An 18,531-nucleotide genomic window follows, 5' to 3' on the forward strand; every position below is an offset into this window, starting at 1 on the left:
AAAGGCAGGTGGATTTGGAGAGGGGGCGGTGATTGTGCTTAAGACGACCGGGCTATTGGACAATTTTGAAATATGGAAGAACTTTACTTCTCGGCGACAGGTATTTGCCAATGCATTCTTCTATCTGGCGAGCCTCGTGAGGCTCGATATTCGGCCCAGGCGTTGGGGCGTGACCAATAAAATAGAAGCAGTCTACGAAGATGCTGTCTCTAAAAATTTCCAAATTCGAGATCACTGCTCCTGTGAAGCTGCAATTGCGGAAATGGTGGGGTTGCAAGGGGCCGTGAATGCGGAAGTCTTGCGGGCAATCAACACTCTCTATGGAAATGCCGGAAAAATTGCAGCTCAAAAACTGCGAAGAAATCTTTATACTTTTGTTTGGTTCTCTCCTCCCGCTTGGATGGAACGAAAACCCACATCTGTAGAAGAGCAAGTTACGTTGGTTGATAATATCAGCTGCGTCGCCGTCAACCCGGAAGTTGGCGTTTTTATAGTGTCCGGAAGGCAAACCCCTAGAAATAGTCAGTCTCGGATTTCGTACAGAATTGATAGCTGGGAACTCGAAATCTTTAAACTCCTGCTGTCGCAGGCCGTTGTCATAACCACGATCCCAGATGCGTTGGATTTGTCTCACGACGAGTGCCAAGCTATCGCCTTCCATCCGACAGGATGGCAGGAGTTTGACCGTGGCAAGGTCAAGGGCAAACTGCCCATAGGGGCTCTTCGGCGTATCTATAATGGTTTCAAGCATTGCGAGGCCCGCGCTGCGGGTTTCAAGATCATCGGCGGCCAAAAAGCCAGCGGCTTTTTCCAGCAAAATAGCTTGGTCAGCTTTGTCTCTGCTGTCGTTTTGGCGTCTGGCCTCCGCGACCTGTTGTTCTGTGATTTTGGAACGGTAGAAAACTATAAAAAAGGTGGTCGCTGCGCCTCCAAAGGTCAACAATGCGGCTCCGCTGCGCGCCACATTGAACGCCTTGTCGCTTTCCAGGCCGAACCCAAAAAGCACTTGAAATGCGATCCATCCGAACAACAGCACAGAAAGCATTGCAGTAAAGATCGCCAACCCGAACCATTGTTCCTTGGTGATGGTCGGACCATCACCGACTGGGCCAATTTTTTTGTTCTTGGACACAGCATTGCCCCTCTATTCCCACCGTAACGGGTGGTCCGGACCGAAATCCGGACGGCGGGCCTCAATCGCCAAACCAAGAACCCGCCCAGCAGCAACCTAGATTAACCGCCGCACCCGCTTTGCTCGCGCGAGCCGCGCTAGTGTGGCTGAGTCGCCATAAGGTTGTCATGGAAGAAATACGATGCGGGAGTTGCCGACGTCTCTTGATGAAGTCGGCAAAAAACGCGATAGTCGGTCCTGTTGAAATCAAGTGCCCACGATGCGGAACACTTACCAGTTTGAGGCCTTTAGAGCCCGTCCCAGAGCGGCCCGACCAGAACGGTCAAAGCCAGCCGTCAAACATCATTCAAGGGTCGAGAGCTCATGGCGCACAATGAGGCCGTCAAAGAAATCTGCAGGGCTCTTGCCACTGTTCCAGAGAAATTCAGGTCAGCACCATCTGGATTGGCAGACTGGACTTTCGAAACAAAACGCGTGCTCACAGATCTCGGCCACCAGAAAGGCTATTATGTTGCCGGTGACAGGAAAGCCGGTGCGGATTGGGGCGAGACCGGATTTGATATCAGTTGGCGCGATTACGGCTTCTTTTTCCGACCGGGCGATAGTCTGAAAGGCTGGCATCTGCGATCTCTGCCGCTCGCCTGCGAAAGCGAACTGCACAATTCCGGGGACGTTGAAGACGATTTCGAGAAGCTTCTTCAAAGCCGTGGACGCATAAAGCTCATGATCCTTGCGCCGAAATCCGAAGCTGACATGGAAAAACTCAATCTAAGACTGGCAAAGGCTATCAATGAATTTGAAGCTGGCCCTGCATCGGATGTCTTTATCCTTGGCTGTTTCCCTTGGAAACCGGCAGGATTTTTCTACACCATCCTGGATGGTTCTGGCCAAATAAGGGATCGCGGCAGCTACCCGCAAACCTGACGCTTACTTCAATCCCAGAGGCCCCTAAGAGCCCTTCTCCGAACGCCACAAGAGCGGCTGAAAGCAAGGAGAAGACATGTCCTGGCAACTCTTCCAGCAAGACGCTCTGATCTGGTTGGCCGACCAGTCCGCCGAACAGTACGACGCTCTGGTAACCGATCCGCCATATTCATCGGGTGGGCTTCACAGCAGCGCCCGAACAGCTGACAGCGCCAACAACAAGTATGTCAACAATCCGATGATATATCCCGAGTTCTCCGGCGAAAACCGCGACCAGCATTCCTACATGCTTTGGTCAACTCTATGGCTGACCGAGGCTCACCGGGTTCTAAAGCCTGGCGCTCCGTTTTTGGTGTTCACAGACTGGCGTCAGTTGTCGGTGATGATAGATGCTGTTCAGGCGGCCGGGTTCACCTACAGGGGTTGCGTTCCATGGGACAAGACAGAGGCCTGCCGCCCAGCCAAAGGCCGCTTCCGCCAGCAGGCCGAGTTCATCCTGTGGGGGTCGAAAGGCCCATGGCATGACAAGGATGGCCCAACCTATCCCGGTGTTATTCGCCATCGGGTCACAGCTGGCGGGCCAAAGCTTCACACAACAGGCAAGCCGGTGCCTCTGATGGACGCGCTTGTTCAAGTCTGTCCAAAAGGAACGGTCCTGGACCCGTTTGCGGGATCCGGGACAACCGGCGTTGCAGCGCTCAGATCCGGTCGCCGCTTTGTCGGTTGTGAGCGCGCGGAAGCCTACTACGAGATTGCCAGCGAGCGGCTTTCAAAGGCCGTTTAAAATTCCACCAATATCGGCCGGAGTTTCCGGCCGGTCTTGTCCCTCACATTCTATATGCTCGCCACGGTTGACTACCGGGGTTTCATGCTCGAAATAGGTATCTAAATTTTAGATTAGTATGGAGTTTTCATGAAGGTTTTTATCAGCTGGAGCGGACCGCGCAGCAAGCATATTGCTGAAGCTCTTTCGGAATGGCTGCCACTGGTTTTCGAGACAGTAAAACCCTGGATATCGTCCAATGATATCGAGGTTGGACAACGCTGGTCATCAGAAATAGCCGGTCAGTTAGAAAAGACCGAATTCGGCATTGTATGTGTTACACCTGAAAACCTGACCGCACCTTGGATACTTTTTGAAGCCGGTGCGCTTGCGAAATCCGTCGATACAGGGCGAGTGGTTCCGTTGTTATGGGAAGTACGTCCGAGCGACCTTTCCAACGCCGGACCTTTAAGTCAGTTTCAAGCCAAGCCCGTTGATAAGGATGGGATCTGCGACATAGTATTGGGGCTTAATAAACTGCTCAAAGATCCAAGATCCGAAGACACACTCAAACAACTCGTTGATGCGGTTTGGCCAAACTTTAATGTCAGATTGAACAACATGCCGCCAGCAGATAATCCGGTTCGGCAAGAGCACAGACCAACAGGGGAAGTTCTGGAAGAACTCGTCTCAATGGTCCGAAGCCTAGATCATGCTGTTCGTGATCTATCCCGTGAGAATGAAGAACACTTCTTTCCCGGCACGTTCGGTGGACGTAACACCACTAGAAGTACAAAAACACCCGAATTTTTGACACGAGCCATAGCTGACTTACTTGAGTCCGATCGTTCATCGCGCATAGGATTTAAGCCCCCCCAATCACCGGCCGTTCAGGAAACATCAGAAGCGCCGGAGCGCGTGGTCAAACCCGCAAATGACAAAGATGAAACAGAATGAAGGGGAGACAGCTCAAATGGCTCCGGTCTCCCTCTCCACCCTCGGCGACCTGAAGGCCGCCAACTACCGGATCATCGGCCATTGCAAACATCCATATTGCAAAGTCGGCCGGGATCTGGACCTGAATGCGTTGATAGATCGGCTCGGGGAAAACTATGTGATTGTCAACGAGACCCGGATCTCCCGGAATTTTCTCTGCCAAAGCCCCCGATGTGAAAACGCGAGGCGCGGATTGCGCGGCGGCGACCTCACAATCAGCCCGCCGACATGAGATCAAACGGCAGTCATCTCCGACTGGCTCAAACAGCCTATAAAGCAGCTTTAAACTGGGTGCCAAATGAAGTTGCGCGATTTGCCAAACGAAATTGCGCGCTACAGATGGAGACCACGTGATTGCCGAACCTCAACGGGCTGGCCTGGATAAGAATTTATAGGCTTGTAAAAGTGGTAGCGGGAGAGGGACTCGAACCCCCGACACGCGGATTATGATTCCGCTGCTCTAACCACCTGAGCTACCCCGCCATCCGGTCAGCTGCTTCTCGTGCAAAGCGCTGCGATGTGGGGGAGCTTATAGTTAGGCTGCGCGCAGGCGTCAAGCGTTGAATGCTTGCCTGCGCGCATTCTTTCTAAACGTCGATCAGGCGGCAGAAACCGGGGCTTGCGCTTGTGGAAAATCCACCGCCCAAGTGCCGGTGCGCTCGGTCTTGTGGATCCAGCCGCCACCAAGGACGCGGGCCGTTTCGTCATCACTGTCGAAGAAGACGCACGCCTGACCGGGGGCGACACCCGTTTCGCCGTTGGCAAGATCAACAAAGGCCTTGCCGTTCAATATCCGTAAGGTCGCCGGGGCCGGCGGGCGGGTGGAGCGGACTTTGGCAAAGACCTCGATCTCGTCGCCTTCATCGAGCGGCTGATCACCGATCCAGTTCATTTCGCGCAGCAGGATCGTGTGAGTTGCCAAAGCCTCACGCGGGCCCACGATCACGCGGCGTTCGTCCGCATCAAGGCGCACCACATAAAGCGGCTCGCCCGTGGCCACACCAATGCCTCGGCGCTGGCCGATTGTGAAGTGGATGATGCCGTTGTGCTCCCCCAGGACCCGGCCGTCCATATGGACAATCTCGCCAGGTTCGGCAGCGTTTGGCCGCAGCTTTCGGATCACCGCGGCATAGTCTCCGTTCGGCACGAAGCAGATGTCCTGGCTGTCAGGTTTGTTGGCAACCGACAGCCCGAACTCTTCGGCAAGGGCACGGACTTGAGACTTCGGCATGCCGCCGAGCGGAAAGCGGACGAAATCCAGCTGTTCCTGCGTTGTCGCAAACAGGAAGTAGCTCTGATCCCGGTCGAGGTCTGTGGGGCGGAAGAGTGCGCGCTTGTTGCCGTTAGCTGCCGAGCGAACATAGTGGCCGGTAGCCAAGGCGTCCGCGCCAAGATCCTTTGCCGTTTTCAGGAGGTCGGTGAACTTGACGGTCTGGTTGCAGGAGACACAGGGAATGGGTGTTTCGCCGGCAATATAACTGTCGGCAAACCGGTCCATGACCTGTTCCTTGAAACGGCTTTCATAGTCGAGCACGTAGTGCGGGATGCCGATCTTTTCGGCGGCCCGGCGTGCGTCATGGATGTCGACGCCCGCACAGCATGACTTTGCCTTGGCGACGGCGGCGCCATGGTCATAGAGCTGCAAGGTCACACCAATGACATCATAACCTTCGGCGTGCATCAGCGCGGCAACGACGGAACTGTCCACGCCGCCGGACATGGCAACGACCACGCGCGTGTCTTCGGGGCGGCCGGGAAGATCCAGACTGTTCAACATGTTCAAAGGCACTTTCAGAAAGTTCGGGCCCTGCCGGTCACAGGCGTCAAGTAAGCGCCGTGTCCGGTCAGCCGGGAAACGCTTGTTTCCTCGGGCCATTTCCAATTGGCGCGCACTATACAGATAAGGACGCTGCTTGCCAATTGCGAGCCGTGCGCACCCGGCATGCATTGCCGGAGCGGCAAAGCTTGCCGCGTTATGGCTGGTTGGTGTCAGGTTGGCAGGGTTCAAACGCTTTGAGATTCAATGCCTTGATTGGATTTTTGAAACTGGCCCGAGGTTTGCTTTCTCATTTCGTGACGCTGTCTGCCCAATTGCGGGCAAATTTTATTGAGGTGCTCTTGTGCTGCCTTTTGGATTGATGACCGATATGACTGCCGCTTCTTCGTCTGCCAATCGTGGCAGCGCGAGTGTTGCCGGGCCCATGGGGAAAGCCGAAAGCGGGTTTCGGCAGTTTTCGGATGATCTTCAGGAGACCCTGCAGGCATTGGCGCCTGACAGTGTTGCGCGAGAAGGCGGCGCTGTCTCTGGCAATCAGTCAGCACCGAACCCGGATGCGCTGAAGGCCGATGCGGCCGAGCTTGCTGGCGACGCCGTTGTGAGCGCAGAAGCTGCAGCGGGTGACGAGACGCTGGAGGCCGGTGCCGTCCTGGCCGATGACCCCGGTGCTGCCGTTCCTGGAAGCTTGGGGGAGATTTGGCAGGCTGCTGCTGGTGAAAGCCCTGTCGTTAATGCTGCTGGACCTGTTCCTGCTGCTGAAGATGGCGGATTGGTGGAAGAGGCGGGCCTTCCGCTTGTTCGTCCCGCCGCTGACGGCGATGCAACTGCTGCTGGAAACAATGGTGGTGATGTTCAGGGCGAGGCAGTTGCTGCGAAGGCTGGTGCTGCCAGCAAGCCTGGTTTTGTGTCCGGATTAGGTTTTACTGGAACAGATGCCGCTGGTGCGCCATCTCCAGCCGGGGTGTCCGAGGCGGCCCCCGCAAGCTCTTCACAAGATGTCTCTGATCTCCCGCCTCCGGTAAATCGCCAGCCGATCATCGCTCCGCAGGTTGAGAGCGCTGCCGGTGATGTGGCTGGGCAGGAGGGGAAAGCGGCAGCAACGGTGGTTAAGACTGCCGATCCGGCAAAGCCGCTATCAATATCATCTGCCGCTGAAGACGGTCTCAGCCGGACAAATGAGGCGCCGATCATTGAGCCAAAGCAGCGGCGATGGCAGGTGAGTTTGCCGCCGGAGTTGCGCTCGCAGTCCGTCATGGTTCAAGCGGCACCGCAAAACGTACCGGTTGCTCAGGATGATGCTTCCGGCGAAGTTCTCGATCCGCTTCAACAAGCGGCGAGGGCTCAAGCTGCAGCGCAGGCCGCCGGGTCCAAGGAGCCTGTTGCAAAGCCTCTGAACACGTCTGCGCAGGTCGGCGCACAAATCAACGCACAGCCAGGGATTTCTTCTGCAGTCAATAATCAGTCTGTCGTGGCTCCGCAGGCCGCAGAGGTGTCTGTGACGCAGGATGAGGCAAATGTCCGTCAACCAGCTGCGCCTGAGATTGCAAGACCTGCGCCAGTGACCCCGTCGATGCCTCAAGCGCAACCGGCTCCGGCAGCAAGCGCACAGCCTCCTGTGACGCCGGTTGCCGTTTCAAGCCGGCCGACGAACTCTATCATCCCGCAGCCAGCAATAGCAGAGCAGGGTGGTGCGGATTTGGGTGTTGATGACCTTGCTGTTGATGCGGACGCTGAACCTGTGCGTTTGGAGCGCAGACCTGCTGGAGAGGTGTTGTTCGCAGGGGCGAAGGCGCCTTCGGTGAATTCCGCGACACCGCAGATGCCGGGACCGAGCAGCAGCCAACCGCAGATGGTGGCCATGCTGAGTAGCAGCGGAGCTGGTCAGCAGAGTGCTATCCCTGCAGCTGCTCTCTCAAATGAAATTATTGCAGATGAAGTTCTCCCTGCATCGGCTTTTGAAACAGATCTGGGTGCGGACCTTGATTTCACCGCGACCGTGCGCGGTGGTGAGATGCAGGGAGCGGCCCGCACCGAGGCCTTGCAGACGCCAAATCAGGCACAAAGCTCTCAATTGGCCTCTCAGGTCGCAGTTGAGATGGCACGGAACCTGAAAAACGCGCAGATCCGGTTTCAGATGCGGTTTGATCCTCCCGAGCTCGGGAGAGTTGATGTCAACATGAAGGTTGCAGCGGATGGCAGTGTTCAGGCGCATCTGATTGTTGAGCGTCCTGAAACGCTCGACATGTTCCTGCGGGATCAGCGCGGTTTGGAGCGCGCGCTCGAGGCGGCCGGGCTGAACACCAATTCAAATGATCTGCAGTTTTCGCTGAAACAAGGGCCGGGACAACAGTTTGCATCCCAAGATGACCAGGGACAGCAAAACGGGCAATCCGGCACAGCCAATACCGAAGCGGATGGCGGCGGGGATGCCTCAGCGGATGAGGCCATGGAGGGGCAACTTCTCAGGATGACGCTGGCAGAGCAGCGCGGCGGCCTGGATGTAAGGATTTAATGGGCACCTAGAGTGCCTGAGGAGAGTGTGATGACCTTTTTTTCACCGAGTACAAGCAACACCAGCAGCACAAGCGGAACGACACAATCATCGAGCCAATCCAGCACGCAGGCTAGTGAAGCTGGCTTGTCGGCGAACTACGAATTGTTTCTCAGCATGCTGACCACGCAAATCCAGAACCAGGATCCGTTGGATCCGCTCGATTCTGCTGAATACACCAACCAGCTGGTTCAGTATTCGAATGTTGAACAGTCTATTCAAACGAACAAGAACCTCGAAGAGATGATCAGTTTGCTTTCCAGCAATCAGTCATCTGCCTACGTTAATTACATAGGCACCGAAGTGACAGCCGCTGGCGGGACGGCAATGTTCGATAACGGTCAGGCGAACTGGAAATACGATGTCCTGGAGGATGCGACCGGGACCGTCGAGATCCTGAATGATGCAGGGCAGACGGTCTACTCTGGGGAAATCGAGCTCAAGGCGGGCGGTGGCACTTACACATGGGATGGGACCACTGATTTGGGTGGCACGGCGTCCAAGGGCGCCTACACGATCCAGCTGAATGTAAGTGACAGCGCCGGGAATGCCGAGCCCGCATCCATCGAAGTCTCGGGTGTCGTTGACGAAGTGGACTTTAGCGGAGCCGTACCGTTCCTGAGGATTGGGGAGCTCTCAGTTCCAGTGAGCGCGGTGAAGTCCGTAAGGTCTATCTAAATCTCGTTGGCTAAGTAATTTGCTTGAAATTAGTGGTTTTGCAGGGTGCCAGTAAAAGCTGACGCCCTGCATTTTTGCATCTTGAGGGCGTTTCAGCGCATTGCATTGCAAATTGCATGGCAGCAGGCTTATGGTTAACAAAACCTAATAAGTTTCACTTGTTTTTGAAGTAATGAATTCATCAATCCCTAAATATCATTCACAGATTCCAGATATTATAGTTAATAAAAGTCAAATATTGCTTTAGTCGTTTGTTAAGCGTCATTGTGTAGTCTCTAATTCAACCTTGGTCATGGTTAGTGTGAGAGTACAATGACCGAACAAATTCGTTCGCGTGTAAAATATGTCATCGGCCCGGATGGGAGCCCGCTCACGATTGCGGATCTTCCACCTACCTCTACCAAGCGCTGGGTTATCCGGCGGAAGGCGGAAGTGGTAGCAGCAGTGCGGGGCGGCCTATTATCCCTCGAGGAAGCCTGTCAGAGGTATACCCTGACAGTCGAAGAGTTCCTGTCTTGGCAGAGCTCGATCGAAAAACATGGATTGGCAGGGCTTCGCGCAACGCGGATCCAGCAATACCGGAATTGATGGCGTGACAGCCAAAGATATTAACGACCGCGTGGGGGCGGTGCGACGAGGTCGGCTTAGCCGGCCTTTTTTGTTGCGCGCTTTTTCGGTAAACTTATCCAAAGGTTAATGAGGTGGGCAGTTTTTCCCCACTTCAGTTGCAAAATGCCTTAGCGAATTTCGCAGAAATCAGCCAACTCACCCGCATTGATAATGTTTTGTTAACTTATTGTTAACCTTCCGGGCGGCAAATTTTGCCCAACAGAGGCATGGCGTGATTTGCCGACTCTGCCGATAAGGGCAAGTGGCAGGCGAAAGATGCGGGCGGGCATTCGTGAACGGACTTATTGAATTCATAAAAACACTGGGACCAGCGCGGATCGCGGCGATGGGGGCCGTTGCAGCGATCCTGGTCGGTGTCTTTGCGTTCATCATCTTCCGGGTGACTGCGCCGCAGATGACGACGCTCTACAATGAGCTGACGCTTGAAGACTCCGCAGCGATCGTCTCCCAGCTTGAAAGTCAGGGGGTGCAGTTCAAGTTGGCCCGCGAAGGCGCGTCCATCATGGTGCCGCAGGAGCAAGTCGCGCGTTTGCGGATGCAACTCGCCGCTGAAGGCCTCCCGACAGGCGGTTCCATCGGGTACGAGATTTTCGACCGCTCCGACACGCTCGGCGCTACCAGCTTTGTCCAGAACATCAATCACCTCCGTGCAATGGAAGGCGAGCTGTCGCGCACGATCAGCTCCCTGGACCGGATCCGCTCCGCGCGTGTTCATCTCGTGATCCCTGAGCGCCAGCTGTTCCAGCGTGACCGGCGCCCGCCGTCTGCTTCAATCGTTTTGAACGTGCGCGGGGGGCTGGGGCCCGGCGAAATCCGTGCGGTTCAGCACCTCGTGGCGACGGCTGTTGATGGGCTGGACCCGGACAAAGTGTCTATTGTCGATGAATCCGGCCGCTTGCTAGCGTCGGGCGCAAGCAGCGATGACGAGGGCATGGTTTCTGCCCGGCTGCAGGAACGGTCAACTGCCATCGAAAGCCGCCTGCGCAATCAGGTCGAGGAAATACTGAATTCCGTTGTCGGGCCAGGCCGTGCCCGGGTGCGCGTCAATGCTGATATCGATTTTAATCGTTTGACGGAGACGACAGAGACCTTCGATCCGGAAGGGCAGGTCGTTCGCTCGACCCAGACAAAGGAAGAGGCGACATCCAGTACCCGTCAAGACGGGCAGGTCACGGTTGGAAACGAGCTTCCAAATGCCGACGCCAATCAGAACAACGATGCTGAGGAGCAAGATACGTCTTCGCTGACCGAAGAGATAGTCAATTACGAGATCTCCAGATCTACACGCACGGAAGTCGTTGAAGCTGGCCGCATTACACGTCTTTCGGTCGCAGTGCTTGTAGATGGTACCTACGAGACTGATGGAGATGGCAATTCCGTCTACACGCCGCGCTCCCAGGAAGCTCTCGACCGGATTGCTGTGCTGGTGCGCTCAGCTGTGGGGTTCGATGAGGCGCGCGGCGATGTTGTTGAAGTGATTAATCTTCAATTCGCCCTGCCTCCGGAACTCGACATTGCTGAGGCGGACGGGCTCTTTGAGTTTACGCGCTCTGATATCATGCGTTTTGCAGAGCTTGGGGTCCTGTTCCTGATCGCAATTCTGCTCCTTCTCTTCGTCGTCCGCCCGCTTCTGCGCCGTATCGTGACACCGGAAGAGCAGCAACCGCAGGAGTTGGTGATCGGCCCAGATGGTACGTTGGTCGCTGACAGCGAAGTGCCGAAGGAAGAAGAGGAAGAAGATGAATTCGTGATTGAATGGTTGGAGCAGGCAAAACAAGAAGGTGCACTCCAGGCCAGTTCGATCGCGAAAGTTGGCGAAATGATCTCTGATCATCCAACCGAGGCGGTGAACATTGTCCGTGGTTGGCTAGATGAGCAGGCGGCTTAATGGCAAGTGATCAGTTACAGCAACAGCTCACCGTTAGTGTCGATGAGGAAGAGCGTGAGCTAAAAGGCGCTGAGCGGGCTGCTGTTTTGCTGCTGGCTCTTGGCGAATCTCACGGCGCGCCGATCTGGAACAAACTGGATGAGATTGAGGTCCGGCAAGTGTCCGCTGCCATGGCAAACCTCGGACCGGTCACGCCGACAATGTTGGAGGATCTCTTCAAGGATTTCGTGCGCCGCATCAGTTCAAAGGGCGCACTGACCGGCAACGTTGATGCGACGGAGCGGTTGCTGTCGACTTTCCTTTCTGGTGACAAAGTCAGTGTCATCATGGAGGAAATCCGTGGTCCTGCAGGTCGGAATATGTGGGAGAAGCTCTCCAACGTTCAGGAAAACGTTCTCGCCAACTACTTGAAGAACGAGTACCCACAAACCGTTGCGGTGGTCCTGTCGAAGATCAATTCCGATCACGCGGCGCGCGTCCTGGGCATCCTGCCTGAGGAGTTGGCGCTCGAAGTTGTCAGCCGGATGCTACGCATGGACGCGGTTCAAAAGGAAGTTCTGGAGAAAGTCGAGCAAACATTGCGGGTGGAATTCATGTCCAACCTGACTAACACCTCGCGCCGGGACAGCCATGAAATGATGGCTGACATCTTCAACAACTTCGACCGTCAAACCGAAGCCCGTTTCCTGGCAGCTTTGGAAGAGGACAACCGTGAAGCGGCAGATCGCATCAAGACCCTGATGTTCACCTTCGATGATCTGCTGAAGCTGGACGCGGCAAGTGCTCAGACCTTGTTGCGGCATGTAGAGAAAGATCAGCTTGCGATCGCCCTCAAGGGCTCTACGGACGCAGCACGCGAATTCTTCTTTGGCAATATGTCTTCGCGTGCCGCGAAGCTGTTGCAGGACGATATGGAGGCCTTGGGACCGGTCCGCTTGCGCGATGTAGACGATGCGCAAACTGGAATGGTCAATCAAGCCAAGGATTTGGCTGCCAAGGGTGAGATTATGATCTCGAAATCCAAGGGCGATGAAGAGATCATCTACTAATGCGGCACGAGGCTGGGACATATACGAGATTGGGCACGATGACGAACCCGTCTAAATTTTTGTTCAACACTGACTTCGCGGAGCCCGAAGAGCCCGAAGTTGTTGAGCCGCCGAAACCGGAAATTCCGATGATGCCGGTCGCCGACCACCAGGCCCAGCTTAAAAAAGCCAAGGCGCAGGCATTTGAAGAAGGCCGGGTTCAGGCGCTCAAGGACTTGCAGACCAAACAAGAGACCTTGTTAACGGAAGAGGTTGGGCATCTGGTGGCCGCCGTTGGCCGGGTACTGGAAACCATCGACGATTCCGTTGCCAATCAGGAGAAGGATGCTGTCGGCCTTGCATTTCTTGTGGCTAGACGCCTCTGCGCACATCTGATTGCCCGGCAGCCACTGGCAGAAACCGTTGCTTTGGTGTCAGAGTGTTTGGGTCCTTTGCGGCGGGCACCCCATCTCGTCATTCGTGTGGCTGAGCGGGACGTGGAAGCACTTAAGGCCAAGGTCGACCCCATTATTCATGAAAAGGGTTTCGAGGGGCGCCTGGTCATTCTTGGCGAGCCGGAGATTGCCAGAGGCGATTGCCACATCGAGTGGGCGGATGGCGGAATTCGGCGGGACCGCAAAGCTCTTGAAGCTGAAATTGATGGCAGCATCCGCGCGTATTTGAAAGCAGGGCGCACTCCGAAACCGGCTCCGAAGGCCGATGGAGCATCTGAGAAAGACACTGAGGCATGAGTGACGAACAAGACACAAACATCCCTCTGGATGAATTGGAAGCGCCGGATCGGGTTGGAGAGGCTGAGGAGATCCATAACCCTCAGTCGGCGGCCGATCTTGAAGCGGTATTCGACGTTCCGGTTAGGATCTCAGCGGTCCTTGGGCACTCGAAAATGCATGTGTCGGACCTGCTGAAACTCGCGTCAGGTACGGTGTTGGAACTCGACCGCAAAGTCGGGGAAGCCATTGATATTTATGTGAATGATCGCCTAGTGGCACGTGGAGAGGTTGTTCTCGTGGAGGACAAACTCGGTGTGACCATGACGGAAATCATCAAGACCGATCGATAGAAGAGGGATCGTATGCGTCTGCTGATTGTCGGAACTCTGGGCGGCCAGCTCACTGCAGCGTCGAAGATCGCCATGCAGCGTGGAGCTCAGGTCACGCACGCCGATGACGTCGAGGGAGCACTGAAAGTCCTGCGGTCCGGCCGTGGCGCCGATCTTTTGATGGTTGAAGTTCACCTCGATATCGAAGGTCTGATCGCCAAGCTGCAGACGGAACGGGTTCATGTGCCTGTGGTTGCTTGCGGTGTCGAAACAGATGCACAAGCTGCCGTCTCCGCAATTCGTGCTGGGGCGAAGGAGTACATCCCGCTGCCTCCGGATCCGGAGTTGATCGCAGCCGTTCTTGCTGCCGTTGCCCAGGATCGCGGCGATCTGATTTACCGCGACGACGCTATGGCATCTGTTGTGAAACTCGCAGAACAGGTAGCACCGTCCGAGGCGTCCGTCCTGATTACGGGGGAATCGGGGACGGGTAAAGAAGTGATCGCCCGTCACGTGCACAAATGCTCGAACCGCGCGTCAAAGCCATTCATCTCGATCAATTGTGCAGCCATTCCGGAACATCTTCTTGAATCCGAATTGTTCGGACACGAGAAGGGGGCTTTCACAGGCGCAGTTGCCCGCCGGATCGGCAAGTTCGAGGAAGCCGATGGTGGCACACTGCTTTTGGACGAAATTTCGGAAATGGATGTCCGGCTGCAGGCAAAACTGCTGCGGGCGATCCAGGAACGTGTCATCGACCGGGTTGGTGGCACACGGCCTGTACCCGTGAACATTCGCATTCTGGCGACATCGAACCGCGATCTTGCCGAGAGTGTGCGGTCTGGAAGCTTCCGGGAAGATCTGCTCTTCCGCCTGAATGTCGTCAATCTGAAACTGCCGCCCTTGCGCGAACGCCCAGCCGATATCATGGAGCTGGCGCAGTTCTTCATTGCCCACTATTCGGAAGCCAATGGCGTGCCGATCCGCCAGCTTTCTCTGGAAGCGCGGCAGGCCCTGATGTCCAATCAATGGCAGGGCAACGTTCGTGAATTGGAAAACACCATGCACCGCGCCATTCTTCTTGCAAGCGGCGCTGAGATCGGTGTTGAAGCCATTCGCATGCCGGACGGTACACCGTTAAGCGCTGCGCGGGGACCTGCAGAACGGGCGGCGCAAACTGCTGAGGCTGTCACCCGGAATTTCGTTGGCCGGACAGTTGCCGACGTGGAGCGGGATCTGATCCTGGACACGCTCGACCACTGTCTCGGGAACCGGACGCACGCGGCAAAAATCCTCGGGATCTCCATCCGGACACTTCGCAACAAGCTGAATCAGTACACGGATGAGGGCGTTCAAGTGCCGAGCCCGGGCGAGGCACGGGGCTAATCAAGTAGCAGGTTGGCATACAAGTAACTGAATTCGCGTCAGTTTGGAATGGGATCTACGTCGTAAATGTCAGACACAGCAGCAGGTGGTGGCGGTCCAACCGGACCAAATACCGGGCATGAGGGCGCTTCCGGAGCGCCATCCGGCGCTGCCGTTTCGGGTTTTCCGAGCGTTCATGAAATCATTGATACGCTGCGCAAGGGCGATGTCGGCCTTGCGACCGGTATTTTGGTGATCCTGACGCTGCTGATCCTCCCGATGCCACCGGTCATGCTGGACATGTTTCTGGCGGTGTCGATCATTTTCTCCGTCCTCGTCTTGATGACAGGACTCTTCATTCAAAAACCGCTTGAGTTTTCATCCTTCCCAACGGTTCTTCTGATCGCGACAATGTTGAGGCTCGGCCTGAACATAGCCTCGACCCGGCTGATCCTTGCAAACGGCCATGAAGGCACGGCTGCTGCGGGAAATGTCATCCAGTCGTTCGGCAATCTGGTGATGGGCGGCAATTTCGTCATCGGGATTATCGTTTTCGCGATCCTGGTGATCGTGAACTTCGTCGTCATCACCAAGGGTTCGGGCCGTATCGCGGAAGTCGCGGCCCGTTTCACATTGGACGCGATGCCGGGTAAGCAGATGGCGATCGACGCTGATCTGTCTGCCGGGCTTATTGATGAATCGGAGGCCAAAGCTCGCCGTAAGGCTCTGGAAGATGAAAGTTCGTTCTTCGGGGCGATGGACGGTGCTTCGAAGTTCGTCCGCGGAGACGCAATTGCGGGCCTTCTGATCACATTTATTAACATTCTGGGCGGCATTTTCATCGGTGTCGCGCAGATGGAGCTGACCTTCTCGGAAGCTGCCAACAACTACACGCTTCTGACCATTGGTGATGGTCTCGTTTCCCAAATTCCGGCATTGATCGTGTCCACTGCTGCCGGCCTGCTTGTTTCCAAAGCAGGGGTTCATGGAGCCGCCGACAAGGCGCTCACAAGCCAGTTTACAGGCTACCCCAAGGCGCTGGGCATGTCGGCGGCCGTCATGGTGGTGCTTGCCCTGTTGCCTGGCATGCCGATGATCCCATTCCTGGGCCTTGCTGCGGGAGCCGCATATCTCGCTTATCAGGTCGGGGCGAACAAGAAGAAGGAAGCGGCCAAGGCCGCCGTGGTCAAGGCTATCGAAGAAGCGCCGCAGCCGCCGCCGGAGCCGCCAATCACAGATGCGCTTAAGATGGATGAACTGCGGATCGAGCTTGGCTATGCACTGCTGCCGCTGATCAATGGCAAGGCCAACGGCGATTCTGATGTCCTGACCGAGCAAATCAAGGCCTTGCGGCGCCAGATTGCGGGCGACATGGGCGTGATCATGCCGCCGGTCCGCATCCTCGACAATATTCAGCTTGGAGCAAACGACTATGTGATCAAGGTGAAAGAAGTCGAGGCCGGGCGCGGCATTCTCTATCCAAACCACTTCATGGTCATGGACCCGGCTGGCGGGCAGGTCAAACTGCCGGGCACGCACACCACAGAACCGACCTTTGGACTGCCTGCGACCTGGGTCGAGGCGCAATACCGCGAAGATGCTTCCTTGCGCGGTTACACCGTTGTGGACCCGGCGACCGTCTTGTCGACCCATCTGACGGAGACCATCAAGAACAACATCAGCGAATTGCTGACCTATGGGGATGTTCAGAAACTCCTGAAAGAACTCAAGGGCGAGCAGGCCAAACTGGTCGAAGACCTGATCCCGTCCCAAATCACCGTGTCCGGCGTTCAACGCGTGTTGCAGGCCCTGCTAAACGAGCGGATATCCGTGCGCGATCTCGGCACGATCCTGGAAGGCGTTTCGGAAGCAACGGGCATGACCCGCAACACGGACACGATTGCAGAACATGTCCGCACGCGGCTCGGCCGGCAGATTTGTGCAGCCAATCTTGCAGCCGGTGGGTACCTTCCGCTCATTGCCATGTCGCCACAATGGGAACAGGCGTTCCTGGAAGCTATCATTGGTGAGGGGGACGACCGTCAACTGGCGATGCAGCCAAGCAAGCTTCAGGAATTTGTTGGGGTGGTACGCGACGCCTTTGAAGAAGCGGCTCAGCAGGGTGAGGTTCCAGTTCTGTTGACCTCGCCGCAAACCCGGCCGTTCGTTCGCTCCATTGTGGAACGCTTCCGGGCGCATACAACGGTCATGAGCCAGGGCGAAGTCCATCCCCGCATCAAACTGAAGACGATAGGTTCAATCTGAAACCATCAAATGAGAACATTGACCCGTGCGGCCACGGCAGTCGGGCTGGCATAGGTTGATTGTGGTGCAGAGGCGTTTTGGAGGAAAAACCGGGCCTGCTGCGTTCCCGAGGTGATTGTGATGTTCGTAATAGAAGTTGTGAGCTGCGTTCTCAATGCCTGCGATTTCTGGAGGGAATTTGAGCGCTTTTGTGACCAACCCTCGTTGTAGCTTTTCCAGCGAGCCGTACGCTTGGAGCTGAAACGTTTATGATAGTCACGCTGGATGTAATTTCCGACCTTGGGCATTGCGCATCTCTCCTGGATACACATCGACCTTCACAAAACATGGTTAACAGCGTGTTAATCAGCATGCGTATTGCACACAAAGTCCCTGAGACTGAATTCGTTCTTGTCGTATCAGCGGTCGTCAAACCTGCATGTTGATGCGGGTGGCGATGGCGGACGGAGTGTTGTAGCCGCCATCGGGATTATAAAGACGAACTTTCATTAAGTGGAGCGCTTGCAGTTCGTTCGATGCCTGATTGATCCGCAACACCGAGTTCACCAGTTGGGTGCCGATGTGTTGGCTTTTTTGAATAGCTCTTGACCGCCGCAACTTCCAGATTTGGTCGTTCCTCGCCCAAGCTTTTTTGCGGGTATCGCGCGTGCGGAAGAAGTTGTTTTTAAACTTTGATCCAGTGACCGGCATTGCGGCCTCCAACGTTTCGTCAAAGGTGCAATGCGCTCAGAACAGTTAACGGATTGCGCTTGTGTATGACGCAAAACCGGAGGTATCGAGCGATTCTTGGCTTACGGTTAATCAGCTGATACATGCACTTAGAAAAGTGTTGCTGATTGGAGTTTTTATGCCAAATCCGATTTTGAACCTCGACGGTTACACGGAAGTGCCGGACACAAAAATCGCCGTTGTTGTCACCTATTTGGAAATGACCGAAAAGCCCTCAGAAACGCTTGCTCCGCAGCGCTCTGATATTACCTTGGAGGCTTGGTCGTCTCCATCGGCTTCCGAGTACAAGGCGTTGTTTCGGGAAGTCGGAGAGGAATGGATCTGGTTTGGACGATTGATTAAGCCGGACGCCGAATTGGAGGCCCTTTTGTCGGAGCCCGCTCGCGAAAACTTCCTTCCGCTGCGCGCCGGTAAGGCGGTTGGCACATTGGAGCTGAATTACGCCGACCCGGAGAATGTCGAGCTCGCCTACTTTGGCTTGGTGCCAAGCGCTATTGGTGGAGGTGTTGGCCGGTGGCTGATGGCGCAAGCGGTAGAGATGGCTTGGTCGCGGCCTGAAACAAAACGTTTGTGGTTGCACACTTGTACGGCGGACAGTCCCCAAGCGCTGAAGTTTTATCAGTCCTGTGGTTTTAAGCCTTACAAACGGTCCATCGAAGTGGCGGATGATCCGCGTGGACTTGGCTTATATGCCAGTGAAACTGCGCCGCATGTTCCTTGTCTGATGGGCCAGAACTGATCG

19 protein-coding genes and 1 tRNA gene are annotated in these 18,531 nt (G+C 55.7%); 16 read left to right on the plus strand and 4 right to left on the minus strand.

Features of this window, described 5'->3' with window-relative positions:
- Positions 1-28 precede the first annotated feature (28 nt).
- From AC0J4F_RS11050 to AC0J4F_RS11075, 6 genes are all read left to right on the plus strand, one after another.
- The gene (locus AC0J4F_RS11050; RefSeq protein ID WP_473026273.1) at positions 29-1,159 is read left to right on the plus strand and encodes a hypothetical protein; all 1,131 of its coding nucleotides are present in this window, start codon (positions 29-31) and stop codon (positions 1,157-1,159) included.
- A 179-nt stretch (positions 1,160-1,338) separates the two neighbouring features.
- Positions 1,339-1,509: a Com family DNA-binding transcriptional regulator gene (locus tag AC0J4F_RS11055; RefSeq protein ID WP_473026274.1), complete on the plus strand. Its 171-nt coding sequence runs from the start codon at positions 1,339-1,341 to the stop codon at positions 1,507-1,509.
- Entirely contained in the window at positions 1,496-2,056 is a 561-nt protein-coding gene (locus tag AC0J4F_RS11060; protein ID WP_473026275.1) for a hypothetical protein, read from the plus strand. Before AC0J4F_RS11055 ends, AC0J4F_RS11060 begins: the two co-directional genes overlap by 14 nt.
- A gap of 76 nt (positions 2,057-2,132) precedes the next feature.
- Positions 2,133-2,840 carry a DNA-methyltransferase gene (locus AC0J4F_RS11065; protein ID WP_473026276.1) on the plus strand — a complete coding sequence of 236 codons (708 nt, stop codon included), beginning with the start codon at positions 2,133-2,135 and terminating at the stop codon, positions 2,838-2,840.
- Between the two features lie 129 nt (positions 2,841-2,969).
- A complete protein-coding gene (locus AC0J4F_RS11070; RefSeq protein WP_473026277.1) occupies positions 2,970-3,776 on the plus strand; it encodes a toll/interleukin-1 receptor domain-containing protein in 807 nt (268 codons plus the stop codon).
- Between the two features lie 16 nt (positions 3,777-3,792).
- Positions 3,793-4,047 (plus strand): hypothetical protein, encoded by a 255-nt coding sequence (locus AC0J4F_RS11075; RefSeq protein WP_473026278.1) that lies wholly within the window; start codon positions 3,793-3,795, stop codon positions 4,045-4,047.
- Positions 4,048-4,221: 174 nt separating this feature from the next.
- Here the strand turns inward: AC0J4F_RS11075 and AC0J4F_RS11080 are convergent.
- Both AC0J4F_RS11080 and mnmA read right to left on the minus strand, forming a co-directional pair.
- A tRNA-Met gene (locus tag AC0J4F_RS11080) sits at positions 4,222-4,298 on the minus strand.
- 115 nt (positions 4,299-4,413) lie between these two features.
- Positions 4,414-5,592 carry a tRNA 2-thiouridine(34) synthase MnmA gene (gene mnmA, locus AC0J4F_RS11085; protein WP_473026423.1) on the minus strand — a complete coding sequence of 393 codons (1,179 nt, stop codon included), beginning with the start codon at positions 5,590-5,592 and terminating at the stop codon, positions 4,414-4,416.
- Positions 5,593-5,962: 370 nt separating this feature from the next.
- Here mnmA and AC0J4F_RS11090 point away from each other — a divergent pair, with 370 nt between their 5' ends.
- From AC0J4F_RS11090 to flhA, 9 genes are all read left to right on the plus strand, one after another.
- Entirely contained in the window at positions 5,963-8,104 is a 2,142-nt protein-coding gene (locus AC0J4F_RS11090) for a flagellar hook-length control protein FliK (RefSeq protein WP_473026279.1), read from the plus strand.
- Between the two features lie 30 nt (positions 8,105-8,134).
- Positions 8,135-8,821 (plus strand): flagellar hook assembly protein FlgD, encoded by a 687-nt coding sequence (locus tag AC0J4F_RS11095; RefSeq protein WP_473026280.1) that lies wholly within the window; start codon positions 8,135-8,137, stop codon positions 8,819-8,821.
- Positions 8,822-9,133: 312 nt separating this feature from the next.
- Complete coding sequence (sciP, locus tag AC0J4F_RS11100; RefSeq protein WP_008194991.1) at positions 9,134-9,409, plus strand: CtrA inhibitor SciP; 276 nt, start codon at positions 9,134-9,136, stop codon at positions 9,407-9,409.
- Positions 9,410-9,722: 313 nt separating this feature from the next.
- A complete protein-coding gene (gene fliF / locus AC0J4F_RS11105) occupies positions 9,723-11,339 on the plus strand; it encodes a flagellar basal-body MS-ring/collar protein FliF (RefSeq protein WP_133945892.1) in 1,617 nt (538 codons plus the stop codon).
- A complete protein-coding gene (fliG, locus tag AC0J4F_RS11110) occupies positions 11,339-12,388 on the plus strand; it encodes a flagellar motor switch protein FliG (protein ID WP_133945894.1) in 1,050 nt (349 codons plus the stop codon). The genes fliF and fliG overlap by 1 nt, the downstream gene beginning before the upstream one ends.
- A 38-nt stretch (positions 12,389-12,426) precedes the next feature.
- Positions 12,427-13,119 (plus strand): FliH/SctL family protein, encoded by a 693-nt coding sequence (locus AC0J4F_RS11115; RefSeq protein ID WP_209002074.1) that lies wholly within the window; start codon positions 12,427-12,429, stop codon positions 13,117-13,119.
- Positions 13,116-13,451 carry a flagellar motor switch protein FliN gene (gene fliN / locus AC0J4F_RS11120; protein WP_133945899.1) on the plus strand — a complete coding sequence of 112 codons (336 nt, stop codon included), beginning with the start codon at positions 13,116-13,118 and terminating at the stop codon, positions 13,449-13,451. Before AC0J4F_RS11115 ends, fliN begins: the two co-directional genes overlap by 4 nt.
- Positions 13,452-13,463: 12 nt before the next feature.
- Positions 13,464-14,816, plus strand: a complete 1,353-nt coding sequence (flbD, locus tag AC0J4F_RS11125; RefSeq protein WP_133945901.1) for a sigma-54-dependent transcriptional regulator FlbD — start codon at positions 13,464-13,466, stop codon at positions 14,814-14,816.
- A gap of 66 nt (positions 14,817-14,882) precedes the next feature.
- A complete protein-coding gene (gene flhA / locus AC0J4F_RS11130) occupies positions 14,883-17,060 on the plus strand; it encodes a flagellar biosynthesis protein FlhA (protein ID WP_473026281.1) in 2,178 nt (725 codons plus the stop codon).
- A gap of 5 nt (positions 17,061-17,065) precedes the next feature.
- Here flhA and AC0J4F_RS11135 read toward each other — a convergent pair whose 3' ends face one another.
- Positions 17,066-17,347 (minus strand): flagellar biosynthesis protein, encoded by a 282-nt coding sequence (locus tag AC0J4F_RS11135; RefSeq protein ID WP_473026282.1) that lies wholly within the window; start codon positions 17,345-17,347, stop codon positions 17,066-17,068.
- A gap of 121 nt (positions 17,348-17,468) precedes the next feature.
- Positions 17,469-17,750, minus strand: a complete 282-nt coding sequence (locus tag AC0J4F_RS11140; protein ID WP_473026283.1) for a hypothetical protein — start codon at positions 17,748-17,750, stop codon at positions 17,469-17,471.
- A gap of 157 nt (positions 17,751-17,907) precedes the next feature.
- On the opposite strand from AC0J4F_RS11140, the gene AC0J4F_RS11145 reads away from it, so the two are divergent.
- Positions 17,908-18,528: a GNAT family N-acetyltransferase gene (locus tag AC0J4F_RS11145; protein WP_473026284.1), complete on the plus strand. Its 621-nt coding sequence runs from the start codon at positions 17,908-17,910 to the stop codon at positions 18,526-18,528.
- Positions 18,529-18,531 lie beyond the last annotated feature (3 nt).

The organism is Roseibium sp. R5 (genome assembly GCF_055755305.1).